Source organism: Streptomyces sp. NPDC007929, from assembly GCF_042959065.1.
GTDB lineage: Bacteria > Actinomycetota > Actinomycetes > Streptomycetales > Streptomycetaceae > Streptomyces.
This window is the reverse complement of the sequence record NZ_JBIBKD010000011.1, coordinates 24,993-44,965: the sequence shown is the minus strand read 5'-3', so window position 1 is coordinate 44,965 and position 19,973 is coordinate 24,993. Positions and strand designations below refer to the sequence as shown.

The 19,973-nt window shown below is 71.3% G+C and carries 17 protein-coding genes; 7 read left to right on the top strand and 10 right to left on the bottom strand.

All coding sequences use genetic code 11. The features are described 5' to 3' along the window. Positions 1-32 precede the first annotated feature (32 nt). On the top strand, positions 33-1,133 hold the full coding sequence (locus ACFZDE_RS31695) for a calcium:proton antiporter (protein WP_391002342.1): 1,101 nt from the start codon (positions 33-35) through the stop codon (positions 1,131-1,133). 403 nt (positions 1,134-1,536) lie between these two features. On the opposite strand, the gene ACFZDE_RS31690 is transcribed toward ACFZDE_RS31695, so the two are convergent. Next, positions 1,537-2,628, bottom strand: coding sequence for an LD-carboxypeptidase (locus tag ACFZDE_RS31690; RefSeq protein WP_391205772.1), 1,092 nt, complete (start codon positions 2,626-2,628; stop codon positions 1,537-1,539). Between the two features lie 102 nt (positions 2,629-2,730). Between ACFZDE_RS31690 and aroQ the strand changes: the two genes are divergently transcribed. Continuing rightward, entirely contained in the window at positions 2,731-3,204 is a 474-nt protein-coding gene (gene aroQ / locus ACFZDE_RS31685; protein ID WP_391205769.1) for a type II 3-dehydroquinate dehydratase, read from the top strand. A gap of 47 nt (positions 3,205-3,251) precedes the next feature. Here the strand turns inward: aroQ and ACFZDE_RS31680 are convergent, their stop codons facing one another. From ACFZDE_RS31680 to ACFZDE_RS31660, 5 genes are all read right to left on the bottom strand, one after another. Continuing rightward, positions 3,252-4,004 carry an ATP-binding cassette domain-containing protein gene (locus ACFZDE_RS31680; protein ID WP_391205766.1) on the bottom strand — a complete coding sequence of 251 codons (753 nt, stop codon included), beginning with the start codon at positions 4,002-4,004 and terminating at the stop codon, positions 3,252-3,254. Further along, positions 4,001-4,897, bottom strand: coding sequence for an ABC transporter permease subunit (locus ACFZDE_RS31675; RefSeq protein ID WP_391205763.1), 897 nt, complete (start codon positions 4,895-4,897; stop codon positions 4,001-4,003). The genes ACFZDE_RS31680 and ACFZDE_RS31675 overlap by 4 nt, the downstream gene beginning before the upstream one ends. Continuing rightward, on the bottom strand, positions 4,894-5,763 hold the full coding sequence (locus tag ACFZDE_RS31670) for a transporter substrate-binding domain-containing protein (RefSeq protein WP_391002350.1): 870 nt from the start codon (positions 5,761-5,763) through the stop codon (positions 4,894-4,896). Before ACFZDE_RS31670 ends, ACFZDE_RS31675 begins: the two co-directional genes overlap by 4 nt. Positions 5,764-6,059: 296 nt before the next feature. Beyond that, positions 6,060-6,716, bottom strand: coding sequence for an MBL fold metallo-hydrolase (locus tag ACFZDE_RS31665; protein WP_391002352.1), 657 nt, complete (start codon positions 6,714-6,716; stop codon positions 6,060-6,062). Positions 6,717-6,726: 10 nt separating this feature from the next. Beyond that, positions 6,727-7,416, bottom strand: a complete 690-nt coding sequence (locus ACFZDE_RS31660; protein ID WP_391205760.1) for a maleylpyruvate isomerase family mycothiol-dependent enzyme — start codon at positions 7,414-7,416, stop codon at positions 6,727-6,729. A 222-nt stretch (positions 7,417-7,638) separates the two neighbouring features. Between ACFZDE_RS31660 and uvrA the strand changes: the two genes are divergently transcribed. Continuing rightward, entirely contained in the window at positions 7,639-10,692 is a 3,054-nt protein-coding gene (uvrA, locus tag ACFZDE_RS31655; protein ID WP_391205757.1) for an excinuclease ABC subunit UvrA, read from the top strand. Between the two features lie 186 nt (positions 10,693-10,878). Here uvrA and ACFZDE_RS31650 read toward each other — a convergent pair whose 3' ends face one another. The 4 genes from ACFZDE_RS31650 to ACFZDE_RS31635 form a co-directional block, all read right to left on the bottom strand. Beyond that, positions 10,879-11,787, bottom strand: coding sequence for a PfkB family carbohydrate kinase (locus ACFZDE_RS31650; protein ID WP_391205754.1), 909 nt, complete (start codon positions 11,785-11,787; stop codon positions 10,879-10,881). Beyond that, entirely contained in the window at positions 11,784-12,827 is a 1,044-nt protein-coding gene (locus tag ACFZDE_RS31645; RefSeq protein ID WP_391205750.1) for a substrate-binding domain-containing protein, read from the bottom strand. The genes ACFZDE_RS31650 and ACFZDE_RS31645 overlap by 4 nt, the downstream gene beginning before the upstream one ends. A 210-nt stretch (positions 12,828-13,037) precedes the next feature. Continuing rightward, a complete protein-coding gene (locus tag ACFZDE_RS31640) occupies positions 13,038-13,985 on the bottom strand; it encodes a hypothetical protein (protein WP_391205747.1) in 948 nt (315 codons plus the stop codon). A 251-nt stretch (positions 13,986-14,236) separates the two neighbouring features. Then, positions 14,237-14,410 carry a hypothetical protein gene (locus ACFZDE_RS31635; protein WP_391002364.1) on the bottom strand — a complete coding sequence of 58 codons (174 nt, stop codon included), beginning with the start codon at positions 14,408-14,410 and terminating at the stop codon, positions 14,237-14,239. Between the two features lie 252 nt (positions 14,411-14,662). On the opposite strand from ACFZDE_RS31635, the gene uvrC reads away from it, so the two are divergent. From uvrC to whiA, 4 genes are read left to right on the top strand one after another with little or no spacing between them, the layout of a single operon-like run. Then, on the top strand, positions 14,663-16,810 hold the full coding sequence (gene uvrC, locus ACFZDE_RS31630; RefSeq protein ID WP_391002366.1) for an excinuclease ABC subunit UvrC: 2,148 nt from the start codon (positions 14,663-14,665) through the stop codon (positions 16,808-16,810). Continuing rightward, positions 16,807-17,766 carry an RNase adapter RapZ gene (gene rapZ / locus ACFZDE_RS31625; protein ID WP_391002368.1) on the top strand — a complete coding sequence of 320 codons (960 nt, stop codon included), beginning with the start codon at positions 16,807-16,809 and terminating at the stop codon, positions 17,764-17,766. The genes uvrC and rapZ overlap by 4 nt, the downstream gene beginning before the upstream one ends. Continuing rightward, the gene (yvcK, locus tag ACFZDE_RS31620; protein ID WP_391002370.1) at positions 17,763-18,857 is read left to right on the top strand and encodes a uridine diphosphate-N-acetylglucosamine-binding protein YvcK; all 1,095 of its coding nucleotides are present in this window, start codon (positions 17,763-17,765) and stop codon (positions 18,855-18,857) included. Before rapZ ends, yvcK begins: the two co-directional genes overlap by 4 nt. Further along, the gene (whiA, locus tag ACFZDE_RS31615; protein ID WP_030852771.1) at positions 18,848-19,837 is read left to right on the top strand and encodes a DNA-binding protein WhiA; all 990 of its coding nucleotides are present in this window, start codon (positions 18,848-18,850) and stop codon (positions 19,835-19,837) included. Before yvcK ends, whiA begins: the two co-directional genes overlap by 10 nt. Positions 19,838-19,973: the final 136 nt, after the last annotated feature.

Here is a 19,973-nt window from a genome sequence, read left to right as displayed (position 1 = left end):
CGGGGCCCCCGCAGGTCTGCGACCATCTCTTCATGATCGCTCGGCGCAGGCGGCTCGCGGCACAGTGGACGACTCTGGTGCCCCTGCTCGCCGTCGTGCTGCTGATCCTGACCTGGGGGCGGGATCTTCCGGTCGCCGTCGTCGTCCTGGTGACCCTGGTCCTCGCGGGAGCGGTCCTGGCCGCGGTGCACCACGCCGAAGTGGTGGCCCACAAGGTCGGAGAACCGTTCGGCTCGCTCGTGCTCGCGGTCGCCGTCACGATCATCGAAGTCGCCCTCATCGTCACGCTGATGGTCGACGGCGGGGACAAGAGCGCGACCCTGGCGCGGGACACGGTCTTCGCGGCCGTGATGATCACCTGCAACGGCATCGTCGGCCTGTGCCTCCTCGTCGCGTCTCTGCGGCACGGCACGGCCGTCTTCAACCCGGAGGGCACCGGCGCCGCACTCGCCACCGTCGCGACGCTGGCCACCCTCAGCCTGGTGCTGCCGACCTTCACCACCAGCAAGCCGGGGCCGGAGTTCTCCACCGTCCAGCTGACCTTCGCGGCGCTGTCCTCGCTGATCCTGTACGGCCTGTTCGTCGCGACGCAGACCGTGCGGCACCGTGACTACTTCCTGCCGATCACCCGGCACGGTGAAGTGATCACCGCCGACGAGCACGCCGAGGCTCCGACCGCCGCCACCGCCCGGATCAGCCTGACGCTGCTGGGCCTGGCCCTGGTCGGCGTGGTCGGACTGGCCAAGGGGGTCTCACCCACCATCGAGTCCGGCGTGGAGGCGGCCGGGCTCCCGCACGCGGTCGTCGGCGTGATCATCGCGCTGCTGGTGCTGCTCCCGGAGACCATCGCCGCGCTGCGCGCCTCCCGCCGCGACCGGGTGCAGACCAGTCTGAACCTGGCCCTCGGCTCGGCCATGGCCAGCATCGGCCTGACCATCCCGGCCGTAGCACTCGCCTCCCTGTGGCTCTCCGGCCCGCTCGTCCTCGGCCTCGGCGCCACGCACATGGTGCTGCTCGCCCTGACGGTGGTGGTCGCCTCCCTGACGGTGGTACCGGGCCGGGCCACGCCGCTCCAGGGCGGGGTCCATCTGGTGCTGTTCGCGGCGTATCTGGAGCTGGCGATCAATCCGTAACGCCGCGTAAACGCTCACGCAAGCGTTTACGCGGCGCTGGGCCGGCGAGAGGTCGTCACCCCAGCCCGCAAACGCTCGCGTAAGCGTTTACGCCCCCGTACCCACGCCCCCGAACCCACGCCCCCGTCACCCACCCCAGCTCACCCTGCCCCGGCCGCCTCCGCAGCCGCGCCCACCCCCACCGGACGCGTCTCCGGCAGCAACGCGAAGCACCCCAGGCTGGGCCGCCGCCGTGCCGTAGACGAAGAAGTCGTAGAACTCGATGGCCGTTCCGGCCAGTGAGGCAGCCGCGAGGCGCGGCATGGAGGGCGCGGGCGCCCTCACGTTGCGTACGTCGTGCATGCCGCGTCAACTACCCACCGTGATCAGCGGTTACGGGGGCGCGCGGAAGGCCCGGGGGTCTTCAGTACGTGACCGTGATGCGCCGGGCGGGCCCGTCCACGCGCACGGTTCCCCCGTACGGGATCACCAGTTGCGGATCCGTGTGCCCGAAGTCCACGTCGAAGACGATCGTGCTGCCGGGCGCGTAGGTCCGCATGGCGCGCAGGACGGCCTCCCGCTGCTCCGCCGCGTAACGGACGGCCTCCTGTGGGGTGTTGGGCCGCTCGAAGGACCACGTCTTGGGCCGGCCCATCAGCAGGGCCGGGAAGCGCCCCAGCAGCCACCGCTCACCCATGCTCCGCAGGATGCGGAAGACCTCCGTGGCGCTCGGCATGTCCTCGGAGGTCTCCAGGAGCAGCACGCCGCCGTCGTACGCGGACAGGTCGCGCGCGATCTCGCGGTCGGCCATCAGCAGCTCGGCGAAGATCTCCAGGCAGCCGCCCCAACTGCGGCCCTCCACCACCCGGCCGGGGTTCACCCAGGTCCAGCCGGACCCGGGCCGGGTCTCCGGCTCCGCGGCGAAGGTCGCCGGATCCGCCCAGTCCCGGTCGATGTCGCGCCACCGCGCGGCGGGCCTCAACTCGTACGGCCCGGTGGTGAACAGGGCCGCGCGCAGGGACTCGGCGGTCTGCGGGTGCATGGCGCCGGGGCGGCCGAGTTCGCACATCACGCTCCCGCCGTGGAAGCCGACGATGCCGCAGGTGCGCAGGAACGCGAGCAGGTTGGTGTTGTCGCTCATCCCGAAGAAGGGCTTCGGGCAGGCCCGGATCAACTCCCGGTCCAGGTACGGCAGCACGGTGATCTGGTCGTCCCCGCCGATCGACGCGATGACGGCCCTGATCTCCGGATCGGCGAAGGCGGCGTGGATGTCGTCGGCCCGCTCCTGGGGCGTGGAGCCCATCGTGCGGGTCGCCGGATACTCGACCGGCTCCAGTCCGAATTCCTCGCGCAGCCGCTTCAGGCCCAGCTCGTAGGGGAGCGGGAAGAGCCCCGGCAGACCGGAGGAGGGCGAGATCACCGCGATGCGGTCGCCCGGGGACGGCTTCGGCGGGCAGACCGGGCTGGCCGGGGCGGACCGGCTGGTCCGGCTGGTCGGGCTGGTCGGGCTCGTCATGCCAGGAGGCTACGGCCGGACGGACCGGCGACGCACCGTGATAAACCGGCAGTGAGCAGCGGTCCGCCCCGGGCCGCCCGCCCCGAACGGACCGGAGGAACCGTGCCCCGCACCCTGGCCCACGCCCCGATCATGATCCTCAACGGCCCCAACCTGAACCTCCTCGGCCAGCGCCAGCCGGAGATCTACGGCTCCGACACCCTCGCCGACGTCGAGGCCCTGTGTGCCAAGGCGGCGGCCGCGCACGGGGGCACGGTCGACTTCCGCCAGTCCAACCACGAGGGCGAGCTGGTCGACTGGATCCACGAGGCGCGGCTCAGCCACTGCGGCATCGTGATCAACCCCGGCGCGTACTCGCACACCTCCGTCGCCATCCTGGACGCCCTCAACACGTGCGACGGCCTGCCGGTGCTGGAGGTCCACATCTCCAACATCCACCAGCGCGAGTCGTTCCGGCACCACTCCTACGTCTCGCTGCGCGCGGACGGGGTCATCGCGGGCTGCGGGGTGCAGGGCTACGTGTTCGGCGTGGAACGCGTCGCGGCGCTGGCGGGGTCGGGCAAGGCGGACGCCTGAACGGCTGCCGACAGGCCCCCGGGGAGCCGCCCAGCGCGCCGGGCTCCCTACAGCCGCCCCGCCTCCACGATCCGCCGCAGGAAGCGCCGTGTGCGCTCCTGTTGCGGATCTTCGAAGACCTGCTCGGCGCTGCCGCGCTCCAGCACCACACCGCCCTCCAGGAAGCACACCTGGTCGGCGACCTCGCGGGCGAAGCCCATCTCGTGCGTGGCCACCACCATGGTCATGCCCTCGTCCTTGAGGTCGCGGACGACGGTGAGCACCTCACCCACCAGCTCGGGATCGAGGGCCGCGGTGATCTCGTCGAGCAGCAGCAGCCGGGGCCGTACGGCCAGGGCGCGGACGATCGCGACCCGCTGCTGCTGGCCCCCGCTCAGCCGGTCCGGGTACGCGTCCGCCTTCCCGCCGAGCCCCAGCCGCTCCAGTAGTTCACGCGCGCGTGCCTCGGCCTCGGCGCGGGCGACACCGTGCACGCGCCGTGGGGCGAGCGTGATGTTCTCCAGAACGGTCATGTGCGGGAACAGGTTGTACGCCTGGAAGACCACGCCGATCCGGCGGCGCACGGCGTCCTGGTCGGCGCGCGGGTCGGTGATCTCCTCGTCGTCCAGCCAGATGGCCCCGTCGTCGATCTCCTCCAGCAGGTTGGCGCACCGCAGCAGCGTGGACTTGCCGGAGCCGGAAGCGCCGATCAACGCGGTGACCGTGTGCGCGGCGACCTCCAGGTCGACGTCCCGCAGGACGACCGAGCCGCCGAAGGTCTTGCGTACGGACTCCATGCGCAGCACGGGCGTCTGGCTCATACGGCTCCTCCCTGGGCCTGCCGGCGGTCCATTCGGGCCGTCACCCAGTCCGTGAAGCGGGTCATGGGGATCGTCAGCGCGACGAAGACCAGCCCGGCGACGATGTACGGCGTGTAGTTGAGGCTGCGGCCCACGATGATGTCGGCGGCCCGTACGGCGTCCACCGCACCGCCGATCGAGACCAGCCCGGTGTCCTTCTGCAGCGACACCAGGTCGTTCAGCAGCGGCGGCACCTGGCGGCGCACCGCCTGGGGCAGTACGACGTACCGCAGCGTCTGCCGGTTGTTCAGCCCCAGTGAGCGGGCCGCGGCGCGCTGCGAGGGGTGCACGGACTCGATTCCGGCGCGGAACACCTCGGCGACGTACGCCGAGTACGTCAGGGTGAGCGCCGTGCCGCCGAGCAGCACCGGGTCGACGGTCACCCCCTGGAGCCGCAGCGCCGGGACGCCGAGGACCACGATCATCAGGTTGATGATGAGCGGCAGCCCCCGGAAGAAGTCCGTGTACGCGGCGGCCAGGAAGCGCAGCGGGAAGAACACCGGTCCGCGCAGCGTGCGGGCGACGGCGATCAGCATGCCCAGGACGAGCACCGCGGCCCCGCAGATCAGCAGCAGCCGGACGTTCAGCCACAGGCCTTCGAGGACCTTGGGGAACGCCTCGCGGGCGTACCCCAGGTCGAAGAAGGTCCCCTTGGTGCGCTGCCAGCCGGGAGCGTTGACGACGACCAGGTAGAGGACGACCGCGGTGACGAGGGTCGAGAGCGCGCCGATCGCCGTCGCGCGCCGGGCGCGGGCACGCTTGTGGCGCTCCCGTTCCAGCCGTCGCGCCGACGGTACGTAACCGTCCGCCTCCTCGTGCTCGCCGGAGCCCAGCTCCTCCTTGTGGACGGTCACTTGAGCACCGGCGCGTCGACGGCGTCCGACAGCCACCGCTGCTCGATCCTCGCGAGCGTGCCGTCCGCACGCAGGGCGTCCACGGCCCGCGAGACGCAGGAGGTGAGCGCGCTGCCCTTGTCCAGCACCAGGCCGAACTGCTCCGGTGTGCCGCCCTGGTGCGCGAACTGGCCGACGATCGTCGCGTCGGTGATCTCGGCCCCGGTGATGTAGAAGGCGGTCGGCAGGTCGACGACGATGGCGTCGACCTGTCCGTTCTTCAGCGCGGACTTGGCCTGGTCGTTCTTGGCGTACACGGCCGCCGCCTGCTTCGGTTTCACCACGTCGTCGATGTAGTTCAGGCTGGTGGTGCCGACCTGCGCGCCCAGCTTCACGCCCCGCAGGTCGGCGACGCTCTTCGCCTTCGCGGCCTTGGAGCCCTTCAGCGCGACGACGGCTTGGCGCACGTCGTAGTAGCCGGAGGAGAAGTCCACGGCCTTCTTGCGCTCTTCGCTGACGGAGACCTGGTTGATGTCGAAGTCGAAGGTCTTCTCGCCGGGCGCGAAGGCCTTGTTGAAGGGGACGGTCTGCCAGGCGACCTTGGCCTTGCCGTAGCCGAGTTGTCCGGCGACGGCGTAGGCGACCGCCGACTCGAAGCCCTTGCCGTTGGCCGGCTCGTCGTCCTTGAACCACGGCTCGTAGGCGGGCTCGTCGGTGGCGATCGTCAGCTTGCCCGGGGTCCGGGTGGCCAACTCGCCCTTCTCGCACGCGTTCCCGGCGGACGACGAGGGCTTGTCCGCCTCCTCGGGCTGAGGCGCGCAGCTCACGGCGGCGAGGACGGCGACGGCGACGGCGGCGCGGCGCAGGGCACGCGGGGCAGGATGCATGGCGGGAGATTGGCAGCCGACGGACCCGTTTGTCGAGGTCACGGCAGCACCTGTCCGGATGGTGGGAACGGGTGTTGCGGGTGTGTGAACGGGGCCCGGTTCAGGCGGTGTTGGTGTGTGCCGGGGGCCGCCGGCCGAGGGCGGGGATCGACAGGCCGGCGACCCGGCCGCACAGGAGCCGTCATCCCGCGCGGGCTGTACCAGTTGACTGCGCAACTACACGCGAGGGGAGCGCGCGTGCGGCACCGGCGTGCGCGAACGATTCACACCCGGCGCGCGCCGAGGAGGGGAGCGTCTCACCACCCGCGCGCGTGCCACTCCGGCAGGTGCGGGCGCTCCGCGCCCAAGGTCGTGTCGTTGCCGTGTCCGGGGTAGACCCAGGTCTCGTCCGGGAGGGTGCCGAAGATCTTGGTCTCGACGTCGTGGATGAGGCTGGCGAACGCCTTCGGGTCCTTGTTGGTGTTGCCCACCCCACCAGGGAACAGGCAGTCCCCGGTGAACACATGGGGATGCCCGTGCGGGTCGTCGTAGACCAGGGCGATCGAACCGGGCGTGTGCCCGACCAGGTGGCGCGCGGTGAGCTCCACGCGCCCCACCCGGATGGTGTCGCCGTCGTCGACCGGCACATCGGTCCGTACGGGGATGCCCTCGACGTCCTCCCGGCCCGCGTAGGTGCGGGCGCCGGTGGCCGCCACGACCTCGGCGAGCGCCTGCCAGTGGTCGCCGTGCCGGTGGGTGGTGACGACGGACGCGATGCCGTCGCCACCGATCATGCCGAGCAGGGTCTCCGCCTCGTTCGCGGCGTCGATCAGCACCTGCTCGTCCGTGGCCCTGCAACGCAGCAGATAGGCGTTGTTGTTCATCGGACCCACCGCGATCTTGGTGATCATCAGGTCCTTGAGCTCGTGCACATCGGCCGGTCCGCCGACCGTCACCTCTCCGCTGTACGTCATGTCAGCCAGCCTATAGCGGGGGCAGGGCCGGCAGCGGGCCCCCGTCCACCGCCAGTCCGGCGCCGTCGCGGCGGCCGGCGAGCCAGCCCAGCAGGTCCGCCGGGGAGCCCGTGACGGTCACCTCCCCCGCGCCCTCCGTGTCCCGTCCGGTGCGCCACGCGCGCGTGCCGTCGGTGAGGCGTGTGGGCGGTACGTCGGGGTGCCCGGCGAACCGGTCGGCGAGGAAGGCGATCTCCCGCTCGGTGAAATCCGCCGGAAGATCCTCCAGCTCGTACCCGATCCCCAGGTCCACGTGGTGCAGCTCCACCTCGACCCACCGCCGGAACGGCACTCGGGACGCGGAGTCCGTGACCCCGTTGCGCAGCTCCACCGTGCGCGCCCAGTCGGCGGGGGCGTTCCCGGCGTCCTGGAAGCGGGCCGCGCTCTCGCGCAGGTCGGCGAGCTGGACGTCGAGGCCGCGCGGGGCGTCCCGCTCGATGTCGGCGTCCCGGGCCTCGCCGGAGACGTACATGGGGCGGCCCTGGAGCACGTTCACGAGGGCGTCCGCGTTGCGGGCGAGGTGGGCCAGGACATGGCCGCGGCTCCAGCCGGGCAGCCGTGACGGGTGGGTCACAGAAGCGTTGTCCAGTTTGCCGACTGCGGTCAGCAGCCGTTCCGTCGCGTCACGTACAGACGCCAGGTCATGAGCGTGATCAATCATGGTGCTGACCCTAGCTCCACCACTCCTTCGGGTGAAGGTGGTGAAGCAGTGCCGTAATTCGAAAGCACGTGCTATATGGTCGGACGTGGCGTCGGGCATGCTGGAGAGCCGGGGTTTGTTGGCAACCCGTGAACCCGACCGGCGTTGTCAGTGGCTCCCCCTAGTCTGAGAAAGACGGGGGCCCCGCCCCTGTCACTTCTCTCAAGAAAGGTGCGGACCGGCGTGGCCGACCGTCTCATCGTTCGTGGAGCGCGCGAGCACAACCTCAAGAACGTCTCGCTCGACCTCCCGCGCGACTCGCTCATCGTCTTCACGGGCCTGTCGGGGTCGGGCAAGTCCTCGCTGGCCTTCGACACCATCTTCGCGGAGGGACAGCGGCGCTACGTGGAGTCCCTCTCCTCGTACGCCCGGCAGTTCCTCGGCCAGATGGACAAGCCGGACGTCGACTTCATCGAGGGCCTCTCCCCGGCCGTCTCCATCGACCAGAAGTCGACCTCGCGCAACCCGCGCTCCACGGTCGGCACCATCACCGAGGTCTACGACTACCTGCGTCTGCTCTTCGCGCGCATCGGCAAGCCGCACTGCCCCGAGTGCTCCCGCCCGATCGCGCGCCAGTCGCCCCAGGCCATCGTCGACCGGGTCCTCGAGCTGCCCGAGGGCAGCCGCTTCCAGGTGCTGTCGCCGCTGGTGCGCGAGCGCAAGGGCGAGTTCGTCGATCTCTTCGCCGACCTCCAGACCAAGGGCTACTCCCGCGCGCGGGTGGACGGCGAGACGGTCCAGCTGTCGAACCCGCCCACGCTGAAGAAGCAGGAGAAGCACACCATCGAGGTGGTCGTCGACCGCCTCACGGTCAAGGACGGCGCCAAGCGCCGCCTCACCGACTCCGTCGAGACCGCCCTCGGTCTGTCCGGCGGCATGGTCGTGCTCGACTTCGTCGACCTCCCCGAGGACGACCCCGAGCGCGAGCGCATGTTCTCGGAGCACCTGTACTGCCCGTACGACGACCTGTCCTTCGAGGAGCTCGAACCCCGCTCCTTCTCCTTCAACTCGCCCTTCGGCGCCTGCCCGGACTGCACCGGCATCGGCACGCGCATGGAGGTGGACCCGGAGCTGATCGTCCCGGACCCGGACAAGAGCCTCGACGAAGGCGCCATCCACCCCTGGTCGCACGGCCACACCAAGGACTACTTCGGCCGTCTGATCGGCGCCCTCGCCGACGCGCTGGGCTTCCGCACGGACATCCCCTTCGCCGGTCTGCCGCAGCGCGCCAAGAAGGCCCTGCTCCACGGCCACAAGACCCAGGTCGAGGTCCGCTACCGCAACCGCTACGGCCGTGAGCGCCGGTACACCACGGCCTTCGAGGGCGCCGTCCCGTTCGTCAAGCGACGGCACAGCGAGGCCGAGAGCGACTCCAGCCGCGAGCGCTTCGAGGGCTACATGCGCGAGGTGCCCTGCCCGACCTGTGAGGGCACGCGGCTGAAGCCGATCGTCCTCGCGGTCACGGTCATGGACAAGTCCATCGCCGAGGTCTCCGCGATGTCGATCAGCGACTGCGCGGACTTCCTGGGCGAGCTGAAGCTCACCGCCCGCGACAAGAAGATCGCCGAGCGCGTGCTGAAGGAGGTCAACGAGCGGCTGCGGTTCCTGGTCGACGTCGGCTTGGACTACCTCTCACTCAACCGCGCGGCCGGCACCCTCTCCGGCGGCGAGGCCCAGCGCATCCGCCTGGCCACCCAGATCGGCTCCGGCCTCGTCGGTGTCCTGTACGTGCTCGACGAGCCGTCCATCGGGTTGCACCAGCGCGACAACCACCGGCTGATCGAGACCCTGGTCCGGCTGCGCGACATGGGCAACACGCTCATCGTCGTCGAGCACGACGAGGACACGATCAAGATGGCCGACTGGGTCGTGGACATCGGTCCCGGCGCCGGTGAGCACGGCGGCAAGGTCGTGCACAGCGGCTCCCTGAAGGAGCTCCTCGCCAACGCCGAGTCGCAGACCGGTCAGTACCTGTCCGGCAAGAAGGCCATCCCGCTGCCCGACATCCGCCGCCCGCTGGACCCCTCCCGGCAGCTCACGGTGCACGGCGCCCGGGAGAACAACCTCCAGGACATCGACGTCTCGTTCCCCCTGGGCGTGTTCACCGCCGTCACCGGCGTGTCCGGCTCCGGCAAGTCGACGCTGGTCAACGACATCCTCTACACACACCTGGCCCGCGAGCTGAACGGCGCCCGGAGCGTGCCCGGACGGCACACGCGCGTGGACGGCGACGACCTCGTCGACAAGGTCGTGCACGTGGACCAGTCGCCCATCGGCCGCACCCCGCGCTCCAACCCGGCCACGTACACCGGCGTCTTCGACCACATCCGCAAGCTGTTCGCCGAGACCACCGAGGCGAAGGTCCGCGGCTACCTGCCCGGCCGCTTCTCCTTCAACGTCAAGGGCGGTCGCTGCGAGAACTGCTCCGGCGACGGCACCATCAAGATCGAGATGAACTTCCTCCCGGACGTCTACGTCCCGTGCGAGGTCTGCCACGGCGCCCGGTACAACCGGGAGACCCTGGAGGTCCACTACAAGGGCAAGTCCATCGCCGAGGTCCTGAACATGCCGATCGAGGAGGCCACGGCGTTCTTCGAGGCGGTCCCCGCCATCGCCCGGCACCTCAACACGCTGAAGGACGTCGGCCTCGGCTACGTCCGCCTCGGCCAGGCCGCGACCACTCTGTCCGGCGGTGAAGCACAGCGTGTGAAGCTCGCCAGCGAGCTGCAGAAGCGCTCCACCGGCCGCACCGTCTACGTCCTGGACGAGCCGACCACCGGTCTGCACTTCGAGGACATCAGCAAGCTGCTGACGGTCCTGTCCGGACTGGTCGACAAGGGCAACACGGTCATCGTCATCGAGCACAACCTCGACGTGATCAAGACAGCCGACTGGATCGTCGACATGGGCCCCGAAGGCGGCGCCGGTGGTGGCCTGGTCGTCGCCGAGGGCACGCCCGAGCAGGTGGCCGGGGTCCCGGCCAGCCACACCGGCAAGTTCCTGCGAGAGATCCTCGGGGCCGACCGCGTCAGCGACGCGTCCTCGGTGAAGGCGCCCCGGAAGACAGCCGCCCGCAAGACGGCGGCTCGCAAGACGGTCGCCGCCAAGACGGCGACGGCGCGCAAGACGGCCACCGCGACGGTTGACAGCAAGACCGCCAAGAAGACGGCGACCAAGAGCACCAAGGCCGTCAAGACCGCCACCGCGAAGAAGACGGCCCGGACCAGCAAGGGCTGAGACCCCCGCTGCCGAAAGCGCCGTGCCCCGCAGGCCACGACCTGTGGGGCACGGCGCTTCGCGTGCGCGGTCAGCCCGCCTTCGGCCCCACGAACTGCACGTCGGGCCGGCTCTTGATCACGTCACCGAGCAGACCGGCTGAAGCACCCCCGGCACGCCCTGCGCCACCAGGGGACCCCGCCGGAGTCAGCCCTCCAGCTCGTGCGCGTACGGCGGCTCAGCCCCGGCCCGCGAGCAGGTCACCGCGGCCGCACGCGCCGCGAAGCCCAGCAGCTCCGTCCAGCCCGCGGATCCCAGTTCGGACAGCGCGCGGGTGCCCAGCGCGTCGCGCACCGCGAGCCCGTGCAGCAGGGCCGCGTTGACCGTGTCGCCCGCGCCGATCGTGTCCACGACCTCCACGCGTTCGCCGGGCACCGCGTATTCGCCGCCGTCGGCGGTGAAGGCGGTCAGCCCGTCGCCGCCCCGGGTGATCACGACCGCCGCCGGACCGGCCGACAGCCACTCCTGAGGCGTGCCGCCCAGCCAGGCGGCGTCCTCCGCGGACAGTTTCAGCAGCGACACCGAGGGGAGCCAGCTCTTGAACCGCGCCCGGTAGGCGTCCGCGTCCGGGATCAGCCCGGCCCTGATGTTCGGGTCCAGCGCGGTGAACACGCCCTGCGCGGCCGCCCTGCGCATCAGCGCCTCGTACGCGCTCGCGCCCGGCTCCAGCACCAGCGAGCAGGTGCCGAAGGAGATCGCCCGGGTCCCGGGCGGCAGCGTGGAGGGCGCCTCGAACAGCCGGTCCGCCGTCCCTTCGACATGGAAGGAGTACGCCGCCGAGCCGTCCGCGCCGACCGTGGCGACGGCGAGGGTCGTGGGCTCGGAGCCGCGCTGCACCGAGGTCACGTCGACCCCGCTCTCCCGCAACCGGTCCAGCAAGGCCTCTCCGAAGGCGTCCACCGACACCCGGGAGCAGAACGCGGTGGGAGAGCCGAGGCGGCCCAGGGCCACGGCGGTGTTGAACGGGCCGCCGCCGAGCGCCGGCCGCAAGGCCGCCAGGGCACCGGTGCCCTGCGGTACCAGGTCGATCAGTGCCTCACCTGCGACGACGATCACGACGGGGTTCCTTCCTCGGACGGGCTGGTACAGCCGCACGACGTGCGGTGGACGAAGGTGCAGGGCAGACGCACGGTCCGGGCGGGCCGCTCCGGCTCGGCGAGCCGCTGAAGGAGCACATGGACGGCCCGCGCGCCGATGTCCCTGCTGGGCTGTGCGATCGCGGTGAGCCGGGGCGAGAACAGATCCGCCCACGCGAAGTCGTCGAAGCAGCACAGCGCGATGTCGCCCGGCACGGACAGGCCGTGCGCGCTCAGGGCGCGCAGCACGCCGATGGTCATGGCGTTGTTGCCGGTGATGAGAGCGGTGGGCGGCACACCCAGGGACAGCAGGGCCTCGGTGGCCTGCTCGGCGCCGACCGACTCCGAGTCGCCGTGCACCAGCAGCCGATCGTCGTACGCCAGCCCCGCGAAGGCCAGACCGCTGCGGTAGCCGGTGATCCGCTCGCTCGTGGTGCTGAGCCCCGGCCGCCCCGACACCAGTCCGATCCGCCGGTGCCCCTGCCCGGCGAGATGGGTGACCAGCCGGGACACCGGTTCGGCGTTGTCGGAGCACACCTGGTCGAACCGCGGAGCGCCGTCCGCCCCCGGCGCGTCCACCAGCCGGTCCAGGAACACGGCCGGCACGTCGTGCCGCTCGAGGTAGGCGAGCAGGTCGCGCGGTTCGGCGGAGGGGGCGACGATCATGCCGTCCACCCGGCGCTCGTGCAGCAGCTGGACGACCTTGCGCTCGTGCACCGGGTCGTCGTGCGGATCGGCGATCAGCAGGCTGTAGCCGGCCTCCAGCGCGGCGGCCTCCACGCCCTGGAGGATCTCCGTGAAGTACGGGTTGCTGATCGCCGACACCGCCAGCCCGATGGAACGGGTGCGGGCCGTCACCAGGGAACGGGCCAACGTGTTCGTGGTGTAGCCGAGCTCCTCCACGGCGTCCAGGACCGCCTGGCGGGTGTGCGGCAGCACCGGCCGGGTGGCGTTCAGCACGTGCGAGACCGTCGCCACGGAGACACCGGCGCTCCGCGCGACGTCGGCCATGGTCGCCATACCGCTCCCGCCTCCTTCCTCAGGGGTTCAGGCAGGGAACGTATCGCATCCCGCGGCGGACGTAAACGATTGCGTAAGCGTTTACGTCCACCCGGGGCAGCCGTCCGACAGCCGTCCCATGGAGGCCCACGTCCCACTGAGGCCCACGCCCCACCGAGGCCGACGCCCCACCGAGCCCACGCCCCGGGCGGGACGCCGCCCGGCGACCCCCTACTGCCAGTCCCAGCCGATCCCCAGGAACCCGGCCCGCAGCCGAGGCTCGACCAGATGCACCGACCGGTGCCGTCCGCTCAGCGGCAGCTCCTGGCACCCGCTGCGCGGCGCCGCCGCCGAGTGCTGGGCGAAGCGGTGGCAGCGCACCGGAACGGCCGCGGCGTCGAAGCAGACCTGGAGGGCGTACTGGCCGCCGGGGGAGCCGAAGCCGCGCACGTACTCGCGTGACACACCCGCCGTGCCGTCCTCGACGCCGTAGCGGAACAGGAAGGTGTCCCCGGCCCGCAGCCGGGTGTCGAAGAGCAGCTCGGCCGCGAGCACCCCCGTGTCGCGGTGCCAACGGACGCGTCCGGTACGGCAGTTCTCCAGCGCGTGCACGCGCATCAGCTCCGGCGTGGCTCCCCGGTCGCCGTGGTGGACGGCCACGAATCGGTCGACGCCGTCCCGGTGCGCGCGCACGATGTGGTGCGACTCGCGCCCTGCCAGCTCGCGCCGCGCGCCGATCCGGATGCGTTCGTGATGGCCGAGGGTGTGCAGGCCCCCGTCCGGCGGGCAGTCCAGCTCGGCCAGCAACTGGTCCAGGACCCCGGAGGCCTCGACGAGGGAGCGGTAGGAGCGGGCGGCGGACCGGTGCCCGGACGGGTTTTCCCCGGAGTCGGCGAGCAGCCGGATCAGCGACTCCTCGGGAAGCTCCAGGATCTCCTCCAGCGCGCGCACGGCCCGCAGCGACTCGGGCCGCTGCGGCCGCCGGGCTCCTTGCTGCCAGTAACTCAGGCTGGTGACGCCGACCTTCACCCCGTGCCGGGACAGATGGTGCTGCACACGCTGCAGGGGCAGTCCACGGGCGGCGATCGCGGCCCGCAGGGCGACGTGGAAGGGGCCGCCTCGCAGGGCCGAGTCCAGTTCCGCGGTGGCGACGTCCACGTGCTGTGTGGCGTGCGGCATGCAGGGGCCTCTCTCTGAGTCGGCAACGGCTGGTCAGACCGTTCGCGCGGGGCCGTCCCAGCGGCGCAGGGCAGCTCTTCACATCCGTACGCCGTCGTTCAGGGCCCCGAGTTCCCCCGCATTGAAGCGTGTTGACCTGGTCCCGACAACACCTGATGCCGGACAGTGACGTACGCGCTTCCGGCCGGTTCCGTCCGGACATGCGAACGCCCGGGGCGCGCGCCCCGGGCGTTCACGGTCGACGTGTGCTTCTACGTGTGCTTCTGGGAGCGGTCGCTTCCGCCCTGTTCCCTCAGGGCCAGGCGCTTGGCCCGCGCGATGTCGGGATCGCGCGGGTCCAGGGCGTCGCGCAGCGCCAACGGTTCGTCCGTGTACGTGCGGGCACGGACCGCCCGCCGGGTCTTCTCGATCCGCATCCGCTTCATGTGCGCAGCCCTCCGACCCGTGGCCCGCCCGCCCCTACCGGGACGACGGTCCGCACCGACAACACGTGCCTGCACCCGGGACGGGCCCCGCCCGCCGGACGCCGCCATGTCCCGTGGGTGAGCCACATTCCCGCTCCCGGGGGCCCGTAACCCCGGGGCGGGACATGCCGTTGGAAACTGCCTCCCGGCCGGGCCCTGATCGTGGCCCGCGGCCGCGCCGGACTGTCGGTGCTCGCCAGTAGGGTGTGAGACATGGCCGACCCCTCCAGCTACCGCCCCAAACCGGGTGAGATCCCCGACTCACCGGGGGTCTACAGGTTCCGCGACGAGCACCGCCGGGTGATCTACGTCGGAAAGGCGAAGAGCCTGCGCCAGCGCCTGGCGAACTACTTCCAGGACCTCGCGGGCCTGCACCCGCGCACCCGCTCCATGGTCACCACGGCGGCGTCCGTGGAGTGGACGGTGGTGTCCACGGAGGTCGAGGCGCTCCAGCTGGAGTACTCGTGGATCAAGGAGTACGACCCCCGGTTCAACGTCAAGTACCGCGACGACAAGAGCTACCCCTACCTCGCGGTGACGATGAACGAGGAGTACCCGCGCGTGCAGGTGATGCGCGGTCACAAGAAGAAGGGCGTGCGCTACTTCGGGCCGTACGCGCACGCGTGGGCGATCCGCGACACCGTCGACCTGCTGCTGCGCGTCTTCCCCGTGCGCACCTGCTCGGCCGGGGTGTTCAAGAACGCGGCCCGCACCGGCCGCCCCTGCCTCCTCGGCTACATCGGCAAGTGCTCGGCCCCTTGTGTGGACCGGGTCTCCGCGGAGGAGCACCGCGAACTGGCCGACGAGTTCTGCGACTTCATGACCGGCCGGACGAACACCTACATCCGCCGGCTGGAGAAGCAGATGGCGGAAGCGGCCGACGAGATGGAGTACGAGCGGGCGGCCCGGCTGCGCGACGACATCGGGGCCCTGAAGAAGGCCATGGAGAAGAGCGCGGTCGTGCTCGCCGACGCGACCGACGCCGACCTGATCGCGGTCGCCGAGGACGAGCTGGAGGCGGCCGTCCAGATCTTCCACGTACGCGGCGGGCGCGTGCGCGGCCAGCGCGGCTGGGTCACCGACAAGGTGGAGGAGATCACCACCGGCGCCCTCGTCGAGCACGCCCTGCAGCAGCTGTACGGGGAGGAGACGGGCGACGCCGTCCCCAAGGAGGTCCTGGTCCCGGCCCTGCCCGACCCCGTCGAGCCGGTCCAGGAGTGGCTCACCGGGCGGCGCGGTTCCGGCGTCTCCCTGCGCATCCCGCAGCGGGGCGACAAGAAGGCCCTGATGGAGACCGTGGAGCGCAACGCCCAGCAGGCGCTCGTGCTGCACAAGACCAAGCGTGCCTCCGACCTGACCACGCGCTCACGCGCCCTGGAGGAGATCGCCGACGCCCTCGACCTGGACAGCGCCCCGCTCAGGGTCGAGTGCTACGACATCTCCCACCTCCAGGGCGACGACGTCGTGGCCTCCATGGTCGTCTTCGAGGACGGACTCGCCCGCAAGAGCGAGTACCGCCGCTTCCAGATCAAGGGCTTCGCCGGGCAGGACGACGTCCGCTCGATGCACGAGGTGATCACCCGCCGCTTCCGCCGCTATCTGGCCGAGAAGGAGAAGACGGGGGAGTGGACCGACGGCGACGCCGCCGAGACCCCTGGGGAAGCCGAGAACGCCGAGACTCCCGAGACCTCCGAGACCCCTCAGAACGGCGAGATTCCCGAGACCCCCGAGATCGACGCCAACGGCAAGATCGTCGGGACCGGCCCCACCGAGGACGACGGCCGCCCCAGGAAGTTCGCCTACCCGCCCCAGCTCGTGGTCGTCGACGGCGGCGCCCCGCAGGTCGCGGCCGCCCGGCGCGCCCTGGACGAGCTGGGCATCGACGACATCGCCGTGTGCGGCCTCGCCAAGCGCCTCGAGGAGGTCTGGCTGCCTGGAGACGACGACCCCGTGATCCTGCCCCGCACCAGCGAGGGGCTGTACCTGCTCCAGCGCGTCCGTGACGAGGCCCACAGGTTCGCGATCACCTACCAGCGCGCCAAGCGGTCCAAACGTTTCCGCTCCAGCCCCCTGGATGACGTCCCCGGCCTCGGGGACACCCGTAAGCAGGCACTTCTGAAGCACTTCGGTTCGTTGAAGAAACTGCGATCCGCCACGATCGACCAGATCTGCGAGGTCCCCGGCATAGGCCGCAAGACGGCCGAGACGATCGCCGTGGCCCTCGCCCGCTCGACCCCGGCCGCACCCGCCGTCAACACGGCGACTGGAGAGATCATGGAAGAGGAACCGGGCACCATGGGTTCCAGTGGGGAGCCCGTTGCAGCGGGCACCCCGGACGAACGACGGGGGCAGGAGACATGAATGTGAACGAGCACCACGGGCAACGAGAGCAAACCGGAGACGGAGCACAGGTGAGTACGGGCACGCCCAACGACAAGGCCCAGGTCCCGGACGCGGCCATCCCCGAGCTGGTGATCATCTCCGGCATGTCCGGGGCGGGCCGTTCGACGGCCGCGAAGTGCCTGGAGGACCTCGGCTGGTTCGTCGTGGACAACCTGCCGCCCGCGCTGATCCCCACCATGGTGGAGCTCGGCGCCCGCTCCCAGGGCAACGTGGCGCGGATCGCCGTCGTCGTCGACGTGCGCGGCCGTCGCTTCTTCGACAATCTGCGCGAGTCCCTCGCCGACCTGGAGGCGAAGAACGTCACGCGGCGGATCGTCTTCCTTGAGTCCTCCGACGAGGCGCTGGTGCGCCGCTTCGAGTCGGTGCGCCGCCCGCACCCCCTCCAGGGCGACGGCCGCATCGTCGACGGCATCGCCGCCGAGCGCGAGCTGCTGCGCGAGCTGCGCGGCGACGCCGACCTGGTGATCGACACCTCCAGCCTGAACGTGCACGAGCTGCGCGCCAAGATGGACGCCCAGTTCGCCGGCGAGGAGGAGCCGGAGCTGCGGGCCACGGTCATGTCGTTCGGCTACAAGTACGGCCTGCCGGTCGACGCCGACCTCGTGGTCGACTGCCGCTTCCTGCCGAACCCGCACTGGGTCCCGGAGCTGCGCCCGTACACCGGCCTCAACGACGAGGTCTCCGGGTACGTCTTCAACCAGCCCGGCGCCAAGGAGTTCCTGGACCGCTACACGGAGCTCCTCCAGCTCGTCGCCACCGGCTACCGCCGCGAGGGCAAGCGCTACGTGACCATCGCGGTGGGCTGCACGGGCGGCAAGCACCGCTCCGTCGCCATGTCCGAGAAGCTCGCCGCCCGGCTCGCCGCCGAGGGCGTGGAGACGGTGGTCGTGCACCGGGACATGGGACGCGAATGACACCACGTACACCGCGGCTGAGCCGGCTGCGCCGGGTGGTGCCCGAAGGCAACGGCGGGAAGGGCACCCCCGGCGGCAAGGGCGGCCGGCCCGCCGAGGCCCGGGGCGGCAAGCCGCGCCGCCGGGGCACCCAGCCCAAGGTCGTCGCCCTCGGCGGCGGCATGGGCCTGTCGGCGTCGCTCGCCGCGCTGCGCCGGATCACCGGCGACCTCACCGCAGTTGTCACCGTGGCCGACGACGGCGGCTCCAGCGGCCGACTGCGCGACGAGCTGGGTGTGCTGCCGCCCGGTGACCTGCGCAAGGCGCTGGCCGCGCTGTGCGGTGACGACGACTGGGGCCAGACCTGGGCCCGGGTCATCCAGCACCGCTTCCAGTCCCAGGGCGACCTGCACGAACACGCGGTCGGCAATCTGCTGATCGTCGCCCTCTGGGAGCAGCTCGGCGACCATGTGCAGGCCCTCGACCTGGTCGGACGCCTGCTCGGCGCCCAGGGGCGCGTGCTGCCGATGTCCGCCGTGCCGCTGGAGCTGCAGGCCCTGGTCAAGGGGCACGACCCGGACCGCCCGGACGAGGTCGACACCGTGCGCGGCCAGGCCACCGTCGCCCTCACCCCGGGCGAGGTGCAGTCCGTGCACCTCGTACCGAACGACCCGCCGGCCGTGCCCGAGGCGGTCGAGGCCGTCCTGGACGCGGACTGGGTGGTGCTGGGCCCCGGCTCCTGGTTCTCCTCGGTCATCCCGCACCTGCTGGTGCCCGAGCTGCTGGACGCGCTCACACAGACGAAGGCCCGCCGGGTACTCTCCCTGAACCTCGCGCCGCAGCCCGGAGAAACCGAGGGCTTCTCCCCGCAGCGTCATTTGGAGGTTTTGGGACGACACGCCCCTAAACTCGCCCTGGACGTGGTGCTGGCCGACGAGGCCGCCGTGCCCGACCGCGACCTGCTGACCGATGCCGCCAAACGGTTCGGGGCCGCGGTCGAGCTGGCGCCCGTGGCCAGGCCCGACGGGACCCCGAGGCACGACCCGGAGCTGTTGGCCGCCGCGTACGACCGTATTTTTCGGATGCATGGAAGGATCGGCCCATGGCGATGACGGCAGCGGTGAAGGACGAGATCTCCCGGCTCCCCGTCACCCGGACCTGCTGCAGAAAGGCGGAGGTCTCCGCCATTCTGCGGTTCGCCGGCGGCCTTCACCTGGTGAGCGGTCGGATCGTGATCGAGGCGGAGCTGGACACGGCGATGGCGGCCCGCCGTCTCAAGCGGGACATCCTGGAGATCTTCGGGCACGGCTCCGAGCTGATCGTGATGGCTCCGGGCGGGCTGCGAAGAGGCTCGCGCTACGTGGTGCGCGTGGTGGCGGGCGGCGACCAGCTCGCCCGCCAGACCGGTCTGGTCGACGGGCGGGGCCGCCCGATCCGCGGCCTGCCCCCGCAGGTGGTCTCGGGGGCCACCTGCGACGCCGAGGCCGCCTGGCGCGGCGCCTTCCTGGCGCACGGCTCGCTCACCGAACCCGGCCGTTCCTGCTCCCTCGAGGTGACCTGCCCCGGGCCCGAGGCCGCGCTCGCCCTCGTCGGCGCCGCCCGTCGCCTGTCGATCCCCGCGAAGGCCCGCGAGGTGCGCGGCGTGGACCGGGTCGTCGTCCGTGACGGTGACGCGATCGGCGCCCTGCTGACCCGCCTCGGCGCGCACGAGTCGGTGCTGGCCTGGGAGGAGCGCCGGATGCGCCGTGAGGTGCGCGCCACGGCGAACCGGCTCGCCAACTTCGACGACGCCAACCTGCGCCGCTCGGCCCGCGCGGCCGTCGCCGCCGGTGCCCGGGTGCAGCGCGCCCTGGAGATCCTCGCCGACGACGTGCCCGAGCACCTCGCCGCCGCGGGCCGGCTGCGCATGGAGCACAAGCAGGCCTCCCTGGAGGAGCTGGGCGCCCTCGCCGACCCGCCGCTGACCAAGGACGCGGTCGCCGGCCGGATCCGTCGCCTGCTGGCCATGGCCGACAAGCGCGCCTCCGACCTCGGCATCCCGGGCACGGAGGCCAACCTCAGCGACGAGCTGGCCGACAACCTGGTCGGCTGATCCCACAACACGTCAGAAAGCCGGTTCCGGCGCCCACTTGGGTGACCGGAACCGGCTTTCGCGTGTCGCTGAGGCGCCCTTGACTCGATCATGGTCTGTCATGAGCCTGGCATCTGTTCGCTGCTGTGGCGGACCC